Raw genomic sequence first — 12,424 nt, 5'->3', positions numbered from 1 at the left:
AAACGGGGGAGTGAATGATGAAATTATTGGGGACACTGGCGCTGCTGAGCGCAACCTGCCTGAGCCTGACGGCGTGCGAGCAGGTGCAAAAAGTGGCGGCGGATGCTGTTGGCCTGCCGACCGACAAGAATATCCTGTTCTGGACCGATGCGCAGCGGGACAAGGCGTTCCGGATGATGGACACATTGGTGCCGTCCAACACCATCGAGGCAGGCGAGAATCCTAAGGTCTTGGAAACGGGCACGGCTCTGCCGGACAGTTTCGAGGTTGCGGGCAAGCCTCTGTCGATAGACGAATATATGGAACAGCAGAGACTGGCCGGGATGGTCATTTTGCAGGACGGCAAAATCCGCAAGGAAGAATATCGCCGCGATTTCGACAAGGATGACCGATGGACCTCCTTTTCGGTCGCGAAGTCGCTGGTCTCGACTCTGGTCGGCGCGGCTATCAAGGACGGACATATCAAATCGCTCGACGATCCTTTGACCACCTATATCCCCGAGTTGAAGGGCAGCGGCTATGACGGGGTGACGGTGTTGCAGCTGTTGACCATGACGTCGGGTGTGAAGTGGAACGAGGATTATGCCGATCCGGAATCGGATGTGGCCTTGTTCAACAATACCAAGCCGGTCGACGGGATGGATCCTATCATCGTCTATATGAAGACGCTGAAGAACGAAGCGACGCCGGGGACACGTTGGCAATATAATACCGGAGAGACCAATTTGATCGGTGTCCTGGTGGCCAAGGCAACGGGCAAGACCTTGTCTGAATATTTGTCCGAAAAGGTCTGGCAACCCTATGGAATGGGGCAGGATGCCGAATGGTTGCTCAACGAGGGCGGCAAGGAAATCGGCGGCTGCTGCATCTCGGCGACGGTGCGTGACTATGCGCTGTTCGGGCAGTTCGCGATGAATGGCGGCAAGATCGGAGAGACCTCTGTTGTCCCGGATGGCTGGTTTGACAAGGCCGGTACAAAACAGGCGGACATTGGCGCCCCGGGTCGCGGCTATGGTTATCAATGGTGGACCTTTGACGACGGCAGTTTTGCCGGACAGGGTATTTTCGGCCAGGGAATCTTCATCGATCCGGCGCACAAGCTGGTCATTGCGACCAACGGCAACTGGCCGAGCGCATCACCCGACGAGCAAAAGAACCAGCGGATCGCGTTTTTTGAAGCGGTGAAAAAATATGTGAGTGCAGAACCGCCGGTTAGCTGATCCGGAAATGCTCGCCGGTGGCAAAGTCGCTGGCGAGTATTTCAACCAGCCGTGCGGCGACGACCGATGGCAGTTTGACACTGGCCGGATCTTCGCCCGGATAGGCATTGGCCCGCATTTCGGTGCGGGTCTTGCCGGGGTCGATAATTGCGGTGCGAATTTTTCCCAGATTGCGCATTTCTTCACCATAGCTGAGCACAAGTGTCTCAAGCGCGGCCTTTGATGCACCATAAGCACCCCAAAATGCCCGGGGCTTGCGCCCGACACTGCTGGTGATAGCCAGCAGGCGGGCATTTTCGCTCTTCCGCAACATCGGATCGAATCCGGCGATCAGCGCTTGCTGCGCGATCAGATTGAGCGTCAGAATCTTGTTGAATTCCTTGCCATCAATCGTCGGAACCGGTCCGAGCGATCCGAGCATCGCCGCGTTGAGCACGAGAATGTCGAGACCGTCCCAGCGACCGGAAATCGCGGTGGCAAGACGGCCGATACTGTCGCCATCGGTCAGGTCGAGCGGCGCGATGGTCGCGTTGCCGCCAGCGAGATGGATCTGTTCCTCGAGCTTCTCGAGTCCTTCGGCGTTGCGCGCCGTGATCACGACATGGGCGCCTTCCTTGGCCAGTGCCAAGGCGGTTGCCGCACCGATACCGCGGCTTGCACCCGTAACGAGCGCCAGTTGGCCTTCAAATTTCATAGTCAGTTCGCTGATTGTTTGAGGCGAGGCAGGTCGCCGGATGGTTCATGGTCGCGAGCCGTGCCCGATGAGTCGGAACGCTCGTTGAGCATCGACAACTGGTCAGTTTCTTCCTCGCCATCGCGGTCGGTGAGAACGGTCGGATAGGCGCCGGTGAAACAGGCATCGCAATATTGCGGCTGGATGTCGTGGCGGGTTTCTTCACCAGCGGCGCGGTAGAGGCCGTCGATCGATACGAACGCCAGGCTGTCGGCCTGGATGAATTCGCGCATTTCCTCGATCGATTTCCGGGCAGCGAGCAGTTTTTCCCGCTTCGGCGTGTTCACGCCATAGAAGCAGCTGTGCATCGTCGGCGGGCTGGCGATCCGCATATGGACTTCGGCTGCACCGGCTTCGCGCATCATCTGGACGATTTTCAGGCTAGTGGTGCCGCGCACGATCGAGTCGTCGACCAGCACGATTTTCTTGCCGTTGACCAGCGGACGGTTGGCATTGTGCTTGAGCTTGACGCCGAGATGGCGGACGCCGTCGGTCGGCTGGATGAATGTGCGGCCAACATAATGCGAGCGGATGATGCCGAGTTCGAACGGAATGCCCGATTCTTCGGAAAAACCGAGGGCGGCTGGGGTGCCGCTGTCCGGAACCGGAATGACATAATCCGCGACCACCGGGCTTTCGATCGCCAGCTGCGCGCCAATGCCCTTGCGGACGCTGTAGACCGAGCTGCCATCGACAATCGAATCGGGCCGCGAGAAATAGACATGTTCGAAAATGCAGGGTCTGGCCTGATTCTTGGGAAAGGGACGATGCGAGCGCAGTTCACCGTTGGTGACCACGATCAGTTCGCCGGGTTCGACGCTGCGGACATATTCTGCGCCGACCAGATCGAGCGCGACGGTTTCGGACGCGAAGACATAGGCTTCGCCGATCCGGCCCATGACGAGCGGACGGATGCCGAGCGGATCGCGGCAGGCAATCATGCCTTCGGCGGTCATGCAGATCAGCGAATAGGCACCTTCGACCTGTCTCAGGGCATCGATGAACTTGTCGAGCAACGTGCGATATTTGGATGTCGCGACGAGATGGATGATGACTTCGGTATCGCTGGTCGACTGGAAAATAGAGCCATGGCGAACCAGCTCGTCCCGCAATGCCAAGGCATTGGAAATATTGCCATTATGGGCGATGGCAAAACCGCCGGAAGCAAGGTCTGCTTCGAGCGGCTGGACATTGCGCAAGGTGCCTGCACCGGTGGTCGAATAGCGGACGTGGCCACAGGCGGAATCGCCGCGCAGACGGTTGATAATCTCTTCGCTGTCGAAATTGCCTGCTACCGGACCAAGCGCACGGTGGCTGTAGAATTCCTTGCCGTTGCGGCAGGTGATGCCGGCGGCTTCCTGTCCGCGATGCTGGAGAGCGTGGAGGCCGAGCGCAACCATGGCGGCTGCGTCGTCGATGCCGGCGATCCCGAACACGCCACACTCTTCCCGTAGCTTATCGTCATCAAACGGGTGGGTTGTCAGCATATCTCACCTGGCATGTTATTGGACGGGCGCGGGATGCCTGCCATATAGGTACGAAAGGCTGCTTTGTCTGCCCCCAATGTCATAAAATCATAATATTGCTCGATTGGGCAGAAAGGGGCTCCGCCTATCGCGCCATTAGCCGTTGCACGGGAACGGATCGCGCCTTAATCCACTGCCATGACAAAAAGTGAACATGATCGAGAGACCGGAAATGCGCTCCAGCCGAAATATGATTCGAACGGCTTGATCACGGCTGTTGTCAGTGATGATTCATCCGGAGAACTGCTGATGCTGGCCCATATGAACGCCGAGGCGCTGCAGCTGACCCAGGAAAGTGGCATCGCGCATTTCTTTTCCCGCAGCCGCCAGCGCCTTTGGAAGAAGGGCGAAACATCGGGCAATATATTATCGGTGACCGAGATGCGGATAGATTGTGATCAGGATGCGCTCTGGATCAAGGCTGTGCCGGCGGGTCCCGCCTGCCATACGGGTCAGAGAAGCTGCTTTTACCGGAAAATCGTCGACGGCAAGCTGGAGCCGGTCGTTTGAGTCGCTGTCTTCCCCTGATATTGGTTCTGGTTCTGGCGGGCTGTGGCCAGGGGCAATCGAGTCCTGAAAAGCCGGACGCCGAACTGCCTGCGCTGGAACAGGCCGCGATCGATGCGGGCGTCATACCCGATGTCCGCAACGTCACACTTTCCGGTGCCTTTGAACGGCGAAGCGATCTGGGGACCGACCGTTTTTGCGCGGTTGGCAATGATGAGAACGGCTATCAGGTCGGGATGATCGCGATGTTCGGGCCGGCCACCAAGTGCGAAGGCATGGGCGAGGCGGAACGCGATGGAGAAAATATCCGCATAACCCTCAATAGTGGAGAAAAGTGCAGCTTTACCGCTCGTTTCGATGGCGTTGAACTGAAATTGCCCGGTGCGATGCCAAAGGCTTGTGCGAGCTATTGCAGCCCGCGCGCCGGCTTTAACGGAGTCAGTTTTTATCTGGTCGGCGAGGGCGATGCGGTTGCCCGTTCCACTCGTGGCAGTGATTTTGAAAATCTCTGTCCGGGTGCCGAGGATTGACGTTTACGTTAGCGTAACCTATAAGGCCTGCATGTCACAATCGCCAAACCACGCCGAAATTGATACGCCCGATCTGCAAAACCGGGAAGCCTATACGATATCCGACCTGTCGACAGAATTTGGCGTCACCGCACGTGCGTTACGATTCTACGAGGACGAAGGGCTGATCGCCCCGAATCGCAAGGGCCTGTCGCGCGTATATAATAAACGCGACCGGGCGCGCCTTGCCTGGATCATGCGGGCGAAGAATGTCGGATTCAGCCTGACCGAAATCCGCGATATGATCGACCTCTATGATCTTGGCGACGGCCGGAAGACACAAAAGCAGGTTACCATCGAGAAATGTCAGGAAAAGGTGGATACGCTGAAGAAACAGCGCGCCGACATCGACAGCTCGATCAAGGAACTGACCAGCTTTATCAAGACTGTGCAGGGCGCCATGACAGACGTAAAAGCGCAGCATCAATAGAGGATAGACGCCGGTAATGTCCGGCACACCCATTTGAGCAGAAAGAATATATCATGCCCAGTTATACCGCACCGATCGGCGAAGTCCGGTTCATCCTCAACGAAGTTCTTCATCTCGAGAATTATTTGAATCTCCCCGGTTTTGAAAATGCGACGCCGGAAATGGTCGACGCGATCCTGACCGAGGCCGGGAAATTTTCCACCGAGGTTCTGCATCCGCTCAACCAGTCCGGCGATGAAGAAGGCTGCACACGTCACGAAGATGGTTCGGTCACGACGCCAAAGGGTTTCAAGGAAGCCTATCAGCAACTGACCGACGGCGGCTGGACAACCTTGTCGTCGCCCGAAGAATTTGGCGGGCAGGGACTGCCGCGCGTGGTCGGCAATGCGGTCATGGAGTTCATGGTCTCGGCCAATCAGGCGCTGGAAATGTATACCGGCCTGACCCAGGGCGCGATTGCTTCGATCCTCACCGAAGGCAGCGAAGAGCAAAAGCAGACCTACGCCACCCAGATGATCTCCGGCAAATGGACCGGAACCATGAACCTGACCGAAGCGCATTGCGGTACCGATCTGGGTCTTATCCGCACCAAGGCGGAACCGATGCCGGGCGGAAGCTATGCAATTACCGGACAGAAGATTTTCATCTCTGCCGGCGAGCACGACATGGCTGAAAATATCATCCACCTCGTATTGGCCAAGACACCGGGCGCTCCCGACAGTTCCAAAGGCATTTCGCTTTTCATCGTTCCGAAATTTCTGGTCAACGAAGATGGCACGCTGGGCGAGCGCAATGGCGTGAGCTGTGGTTCGATCGAGGAAAAAATGGGCATCCACGGCAATGCGACCTGTGTGATGAACTATGACGGCGCCACCGGCTATATGGTTGGCGAAGAGAATAAAGGCCTGCGCGCGATGTTCATCATGATGAACGCGGCGCGTCTCGGCGTTGGTCTGCAGGGGCTGGCGCAGGGCGAAATCGCTTATCAAAATGCGGTTGTCTACGCCGGTGACCGGCGTCAGGGCAGGGCATTGACGGGAGCACAGGATCCCGAAGAAAAAGCGGACACGTTATTCGTGCATCCCGACGTGCGGCGGATGTTGATGGACGGCAAGGCGTTCACTGAGTCGATGCGCGCACTGGTGCTCTGGGGCGCATTGCAGGTTGATCTGGCTGACAAGGCCGAGACCGAAGAAGAGCGGCAGCTGGCCAATGATCTGGTCAGCCTGCTTACACCGGTCGTCAAAGGCTATGGCACCTATATGGGCTATCAGATCGCCACAGAATCGCAGCAGGTTTACGGCGGCCACGGCTATATTCGCGAATGGGGCATGGAACAGTTCGTGCGCGATGCGCGGATTGCAATGATCTATGAAGGCACCAACGGTATCCAGGCGATGGATCTGGTCGGTCGCAAGCTCGGCCAGAATGGTGGCCGTGCGGTTCAGGCCTTTTTCAAGGTTGTTGCCGACGAGATTGCCGAAGCAAAGGGCCACGAAAAACTGTCCAAATTTGCCGAAGCTCTGGAAAAAGCCAATGGCGAACTGCAGAAAGCGACGATGTGGTTCATGCAGAACGGGATGACCAACCCGAACAACGCCGGTGCCGGTGCTTATCATTATATGCATATCATGGGCATAGTGTCGCTCGGACTGATGTGGTTGCGGATGAGCAAGGCGGCCCAGGCCACGCTCGAGGCGGGTACGGATAATCCGAAATATTACGAAGCCAAGCTGGTCACCGCGCAATATTTTGCCGAGCGTTTCCTGCCGGACACCGGATCGCTTCGCCGCAAGATCGAGGGCGGCGCTGATTCGATCATGGCGCTCGACCCCGAAATGTTCGCGGTCGCCTAGGCGATCCGATCAGTCAGGCGGCTTCATTCTGCTCCGTCTGCCGACGGGTTGTTCTCCAAATACCAGAGCTTCGCCGGGCATCCTTTACGAAGGGTGACCGGCGAATGTCCTGGATCCGTTCGCCGGAACATATCGCGGAATGTGATCGTTATGCGACAGGCTGTGGTCGACGTCCCGTTGCAATTCCAGTGGCTATCGAGTGCGACAGATCGTGCTTATTTGAAGATAGATAGCTAAAATCAACGACTTAGCTGCAATTCGGCCCATATGGTCGATGCTGGCTGGACCCGGGTGCGGGGCTGCCTCACAACAGCTGTGACAGGGGAATGATCTGCATAAGGAGTATATGCAATGCATTCCAAAATAGCCCTCAATGGCCTCCGCCGTATGACACCCTATCTGATGACCGTCGGATTGGGTCTATCTGTTGCCGCCAATGCAGCACAGCCTGAAGTTTCGGACGAAGTGCCGTCTGAAATTCCGGCCCCGACCATCGATGCCGATGGTGATGGAGTCATGGACGCCTGGGACCGCAGCGGCGACGGTCAGCCGGATGCCTGGGATACCGATGGTGACGGCCAACCCGACGCGCTCGACAATGACGGTGATGGCAAGCCGGACTAGGTCAGCTATTCGATAAACTGAGAAACACCGGGCCTATTGCTGGTCCGGTGTTTTCTTATTTTCAAATACCTCGTCAAACATGCTGAGCATCGCGGCCTTGCTTTGCCGGTCGGCTGATGCATTATATTGGACCGCCTCCATAGCCCCCGATGCGCTGTTGATATCGGTGAATCCGTGGAGAACGCCGGAATAGATGTGCACATGACAATCGGCGCCGGCGATATCCATCTCTTCGAGAAAGGCGCGCATTTGCTTGGGAGGAACCAGTGGATCGGCCCGGCCATGGAAGACCAGTATCCGCGATTTTATGGTCCCGCGCTTGGCCGGTAGCGGTGTCGCCAGCAGGCCATGGAAGCTGACGGCCAGAGCGATATCTTCACCGGAGCGCGCCATTTCGAGTACGATTTCACCGCCCATACAATAGCCGATCGCGCCGATCCGGCTATTGCTCAGCCTCGATCGTGTCCGCAATTCTTCAAGCGCGCAGCGGAACCGTTCCCGATAATATTCTGCGTCTGCGCGCAATTCGTCCGCCAGCACCCGCGCTTCGCGCATATTCTCGACATGGCCTTTTCCATAAAGGTCACAGACCATCGCGCTATAGCCCAAAGAGGCAAGCCACCGGGCGTGGCCTAGCATCTGTTTGCTCGGTCCGGCGATGGTTGGCACGATCAGAATACCCGCGCGCGGATAGCGGCTGGGTTGCGCCATATAGCCGACCAAATCTACATCACCATGCCGGTAGGTGAACTGCTGGACCTCTATCGAACTCATTCTTCGGGCAAAAACTCTGGGACGGATAGATAGCGTTCGCCGGTATCATAATTGAAACCGAGGACTTTCGCACCTTTGCCCAGCTCGGGCAGCTTCTGGGCAATTGCGGCGAGAGTCGCGCCGGATGATATGCCGACGAGCATGCCTTCTTCCTTGGCGGCTCGCAGTGCCATTGCCTTGGCATCACCGGGATCGACCTGGATCGCGCCGTCGATGCTTTTCGTGTGCAGATTGCCGGGGATGAAGCCGGCGCCAATGCCCTGAATCGGGTGAGGGCCGGGCTGACCGCCGCTGATCACCGGCGAGTTTGTCGGTTCGACGGCATAGACTTTCAAATGGCTCCAATGTTCTTTCAGAACTTCCGCGACGCCGGTGATATGGCCGCCGGTGCCGACTCCTGTGATGATCGCGTCGAGCGGATCATCTTTGAAATCATTGAGGATTTCGATTGCCGTGGTGCGCTTGTGCACTTCAAAATTGGCAGGATTTTCAAATTGCTGCGGCATCCATGATCCGGGTGTCTGGTCGACGAGCTCTTGCGCCCGCTCGATCGCGCCCTTCATACCTTTTTCTTTGGGGCTCAGGTCAAAGCTGGCGCCATAAGCGAGCATCAGGCGGCGCCGTTCGAGCGACATCGACTCGGGCATGACGAGAATGAGCGTATAGCCCTTGACCGCGGCGACCATCGCCAGTCCGACGCCGGTATTGCCGGATGTCGGTTCTATAATGGTGCCGCCGGGCTTTAGCGCACCGGATTTTTCGGCGTCTTCGATCATCGCAAGGCCAATCCGGTCCTTGATCGATCCGCCCGGGTTCGAGCGTTCCGATTTGATCCAGACATTGGCGTCACCGAACAGGCGCTGCATCTTGATATGCGGCGTATTTCCGATGGTTTCGAGAATATTGTTAGCAATCATTACCCTGCACTCCTGGTTATTTTGTCATTCTTGCAACCGGTTCCGTTTGCAGTTCATCCGGCGGGTCAAATGTTTTGGCAGCACCCAATTGCGGGAACAGGCGCGACCAGAGTCCGGTCACCACTATAGCACCGGCTCCGCCGGCGACAATGGCGGCAATTGGTCCGACCAGAACCGCAAGGCCACCGGACAGGGCATCGCCGAGTTCGTTGGATGCGCTGATCGTCATCTGGCTGACCGCACCGACCCGTCCGCGCTTGGCGTCCGGCGTGTGCAACTGGATCAGCGAGCTGCGGACATAGACGCCGAACATGTCGGCAGCGCCACAAATTCCGAGACAGGCCATCGAGAGATATAGATTGGTGCTGAGACCAAAGCCGATCGTGCCCAGTCCGAACACGGCCATCGCGCCGAGCATGCTATTGCCGACATTCTTGCTGAGCGGAGCAAAGGAGAAAATAAGCGCGACAATCACCGCGCCGACGGCCGGGGAAGCGGCGAGCAGTGACAGGCCGATTTCACCGGCGTGCAATATGTCCTTGGCAAAGACCGGGATCATCGCGGTTGCACCGGCGAGGAACATGACCAGCAGATCGAGTGTGATCGCGCCGAGCACCAGCTTGTTGGTCCAGACATAGGCCAAGCCGTCGCCGACCTGTTGCAGCGGGCTTTTGGTTTTGTCTGCTGCGGCGCGCGGTACCGGTCCGATCAGGAACATCGCCAGTGTCGCCAGCGCATAAAGTCCGGCGCAGACAAAATAGGGCAGGGCTGCGTCGACCTTGTAAAGTGGCCCCGCCATACCCGGACCGGCAATGACACCAACCTGCCAGGCGATGGTCGAGAGCGCGATAGCGCGCGGAATCGAGGCTTTCGGGACGAGATTGGGCGCCAGCGAGGTGATCGCCGGCCCGAGAAATGCCCGGCAGACACCCAGCAGTACGGCTATAATATAAATGGTCCAGAGCGTGATACTGCCGGTCGCGGTCAGCAGGCCCAAGGCGAGCGCAATCAACGCCTGTGCCGCCAGCACGATGCGTGCGATCCAGCGGCGATCCATATGGTCGGCAACCCATCCGACCAGCGGTGTCAGGATGAACAAAGGCACGAACTGGAGCAATCCGAGCAGGCCCAATATGCCGGCCGAGGCGCTGACCCCCATGTCTTCGCGGGCCAGATTATAAGCTTGCCAGCCAAGGATCAGCATCATCGCATAAAGCGCAAACATTGCCGCCAGTCTCGAGAACCAAAGGTAGCGATAATTGGCTATGGTAAAGGGATGGGGTGCGGTGCTGATCACAGTGTGACTGCTAGCGTTTCCCGTAACTTGCTGCAATCAATTCGTGCCCCGAACAGAAAGATTTGGGAGCACCGCAGTTCGTCGAATAAGGCTGGCCAAGCGACCGGCGACTATGCCAATCAACGGTCACGGAAATGATCGAATGAAATATTCCCCGGGGAGATGAAAATGAAGATGCGCAATCTGTTGCTGGCGGTATCGCTGGCCGCCTTGACTGTAACCGGATGCAAGAAAATCGAGGACGAGCCGGTCGCGGCCATGGAGATTGATCAGGACACGGCCTGGGGTAGCTATCTTTCAGGCTTTCTCGAGGGCTATTTCCCCGTCAACCCGACCTTTGCCGTCTATCAGGGCAAACATGAGTTTGACGGCCAGCTTCCCGACTGGAGCGCCGAAGGCCTCAAAAAGGCCGTCGACATCCGCAAAAAGGCGATTGTCGACGCGCAAGCGATTGATGCCAAGGATCTGAGCGACGCGGAAAAATTCGAACGGGACTATCTGGTCAGCGTGATGGAGGGTGAACTTTTCTGGCTGGAGACAGCCGACTGGCCGCATAAAAACCCTGCTTATTATGTCGGAGCGCTGGATCCCAATGTCTATATCGCCCGGCCCTATGCCGACGCTGCAACGCGGATGAAGGCATTTATCAAATATGCCAATGCCGTTCCGGCTGCTGCTGCTCAGATCAAGGACAATCTGAAACTGCCGCTGCCTGAAACCTATCTCAAATTCGGTCAGGCCGGCTTTGGTGGTTTCGCCGACTATTTTACCGGTGACGCGAAGGCGGCTTTTGCCGAAGTTAAGGACCCCGAACTGCAGCGCGAATTTGACGTTGCTGCGGCTGCGGCTGCGGCGGCGATGAAGGATCTGGCCGGTCATATCGGTTCGGTTCCCGCGACCAAAGACGGCTTTGCGCTGGGAGCAGAGAAATTCGCAGCGATGGTGAGCAAGACCGAGGGCGTCAACATCTCGCTCGACGAGCTCGAAGCCATCGGCCAGGCCGATCTCAAGCGCAATCAGGCGGCTCTGGCCAAGGCTTGCGCTGCCTTTGCGCCGGGCGCGAGCATCGTCGACTGTTTCGCGAAAATGGCCGCGAACAAGCCGGAAAACGGTCCGGTGCAGGAAGCCCGCGACCAATTGCCGCCCTTGCGCGAATTTCTGATCGAGAAAGATCTTGTGAGCATTCCCGGCACCGAAGTCGCGCAGGTCGAGGAATCGCCGCCCTATAACCGTCAGAATAGCGCCTATATCGACATTCCTGGGCCTTATGAAAAAGGCCTGCCGAGCGTCTATTATATCTCGCCGCCGGACCCGTCCTGGGACGAGGCCACTCGCGCTGCCTATATTCCCGGTAAGATGGACCTGCTCGGCACCTCGATCCACGAAGTATGGCCGGGCCATTTCCTGAATTTCCTCCACGCCAATCGCGCTAAATCGATCTTCGGAAAATTGTTCGTCGGCTATGCCTTTGCCGAGGGCTGGGCGCATTATACCGAAGAGATGATGGTCGAAGCGGGGCTGCACGATGGCGATCCGGAAACCAAAATCGGGCAATTGTCCAACGCGCTGCTGCGCAACTGCCGCTATCTGTCGGCCATCGGCCTGCACGCGCGGGGGATGACGGTGGAACAGAGCCTCAAGATGTTCCAGACCCAATGCTATCAGGATCTCGGCAACGCGACCCAGCAGGCGGCGCGCGGCACTTATGATCCGGCCTATCTCAATTACACGATGGGCAAGCTGATGATCCGCAAGCTGCGCGAAGACTGGACTGGCGGCGATCGCAGCAAATGGAAGGCTTTCCACGACGAGTTCCTCAGCTATGGCGGTCCGCCGATTCCGATGGTGCGCAAGGCGATGATGAAGGAAGCCGAGGCAAAAGCGGTTTTCTAGCGACAATGGCAACGAAGGGCACCTGCCAGCGCGGTCGCCACTCGTTGCCCGTTAACGCTGGTCTTTAACATTCCCGCG

General features: G+C 57.6%; 12 protein-coding genes. 7 read left to right on the top strand and 5 right to left on the bottom strand.

Features of this window, described 5'->3' with window-relative positions:
* The first annotated feature begins 14 nt into the window (after positions 1–14).
* Positions 15–1,220, top strand: coding sequence for a serine hydrolase domain-containing protein (locus tag AAC060_RS10550; RefSeq protein ID WP_339825879.1), 1,206 nt, complete (start codon positions 15–17; stop codon positions 1,218–1,220).
* Here AAC060_RS10550 and AAC060_RS10545 read toward each other — a convergent pair.
* Entirely contained in the window at positions 1,213–1,914 is a 702-nt protein-coding gene (locus tag AAC060_RS10545) for an SDR family NAD(P)-dependent oxidoreductase (RefSeq protein WP_339825876.1), read from the bottom strand. The two genes, AAC060_RS10550 and AAC060_RS10545, sit on opposite strands and share 8 nt — an antisense overlap.
* A 2-nt stretch (positions 1,915–1,916) precedes the next feature.
* Entirely contained in the window at positions 1,917–3,440 is a 1,524-nt protein-coding gene (purF, locus tag AAC060_RS10540) for an amidophosphoribosyltransferase (RefSeq protein WP_339825872.1), read from the bottom strand.
* 177 nt (positions 3,441–3,617) lie between these two features.
* On the opposite strand from purF, the gene hisI reads away from it, so the two are divergent.
* The 5 genes from hisI to AAC060_RS10515 all read left to right on the top strand — a co-directional run bounded on the left by hisI (position 3,618) and on the right by AAC060_RS10515 (position 7,465).
* Positions 3,618–3,989 carry a phosphoribosyl-AMP cyclohydrolase gene (gene hisI / locus AAC060_RS10535; protein WP_339825870.1) on the top strand — a complete coding sequence of 124 codons (372 nt, stop codon included), beginning with the start codon at positions 3,618–3,620 and terminating at the stop codon, positions 3,987–3,989.
* The gene (locus AAC060_RS10530) at positions 3,986–4,516 is read left to right on the top strand and encodes a hypothetical protein (protein WP_339825868.1); all 531 of its coding nucleotides are present in this window, start codon (positions 3,986–3,988) and stop codon (positions 4,514–4,516) included. The genes hisI and AAC060_RS10530 overlap by 4 nt, the downstream gene beginning before the upstream one ends.
* Before the next feature lie 31 nt (positions 4,517–4,547).
* On the top strand, positions 4,548–4,985 hold the full coding sequence (locus tag AAC060_RS10525; RefSeq protein WP_339825866.1) for a MerR family DNA-binding transcriptional regulator: 438 nt from the start codon (positions 4,548–4,550) through the stop codon (positions 4,983–4,985).
* Between the two features lie 53 nt (positions 4,986–5,038).
* On the top strand, positions 5,039–6,841 hold the full coding sequence (locus AAC060_RS10520; RefSeq protein WP_339825863.1) for an acyl-CoA dehydrogenase C-terminal domain-containing protein: 1,803 nt from the start codon (positions 5,039–5,041) through the stop codon (positions 6,839–6,841).
* A gap of 351 nt (positions 6,842–7,192) precedes the next feature.
* Complete coding sequence (locus AAC060_RS10515) at positions 7,193–7,465, top strand: hypothetical protein (RefSeq protein WP_339825860.1); 273 nt, start codon at positions 7,193–7,195, stop codon at positions 7,463–7,465.
* A gap of 33 nt (positions 7,466–7,498) precedes the next feature.
* Here AAC060_RS10515 and AAC060_RS10510 read toward each other — a convergent pair whose 3' ends face one another.
* Genes AAC060_RS10510 through AAC060_RS10500 form a run of 3 tightly spaced genes read right to left on the bottom strand, consistent with a single transcriptional unit; the run spans position 7,499 to position 10,453 of the window.
* A complete protein-coding gene (locus tag AAC060_RS10510) occupies positions 7,499–8,239 on the bottom strand; it encodes a dienelactone hydrolase family protein (protein ID WP_339825858.1) in 741 nt (246 codons plus the stop codon).
* On the bottom strand, positions 8,236–9,156 hold the full coding sequence (gene cysK / locus AAC060_RS10505; protein WP_339825855.1) for a cysteine synthase A: 921 nt from the start codon (positions 9,154–9,156) through the stop codon (positions 8,236–8,238). The genes AAC060_RS10510 and cysK overlap by 4 nt, the downstream gene beginning before the upstream one ends.
* Before the next feature lie 16 nt (positions 9,157–9,172).
* Entirely contained in the window at positions 9,173–10,453 is a 1,281-nt protein-coding gene (locus AAC060_RS10500) for an MFS transporter (protein ID WP_339825853.1), read from the bottom strand.
* A gap of 174 nt (positions 10,454–10,627) precedes the next feature.
* Between AAC060_RS10500 and AAC060_RS10495 the strand changes: the two genes are divergently transcribed.
* Positions 10,628–12,346, top strand: a complete 1,719-nt coding sequence (locus AAC060_RS10495) for a DUF885 domain-containing protein (protein WP_339826332.1) — start codon at positions 10,628–10,630, stop codon at positions 12,344–12,346.
* Positions 12,347–12,424: the final 78 nt, after the last annotated feature.

The sequence above is a fragment of the uncultured Parasphingorhabdus sp. genome (assembly GCF_963975555.1).
In the GTDB taxonomy this organism is placed as follows: Bacteria; Pseudomonadota; Alphaproteobacteria; order Sphingomonadales; family Sphingomonadaceae; genus Parasphingorhabdus.
This window is presented reverse-complemented; position numbering and strand designations above follow the sequence as displayed.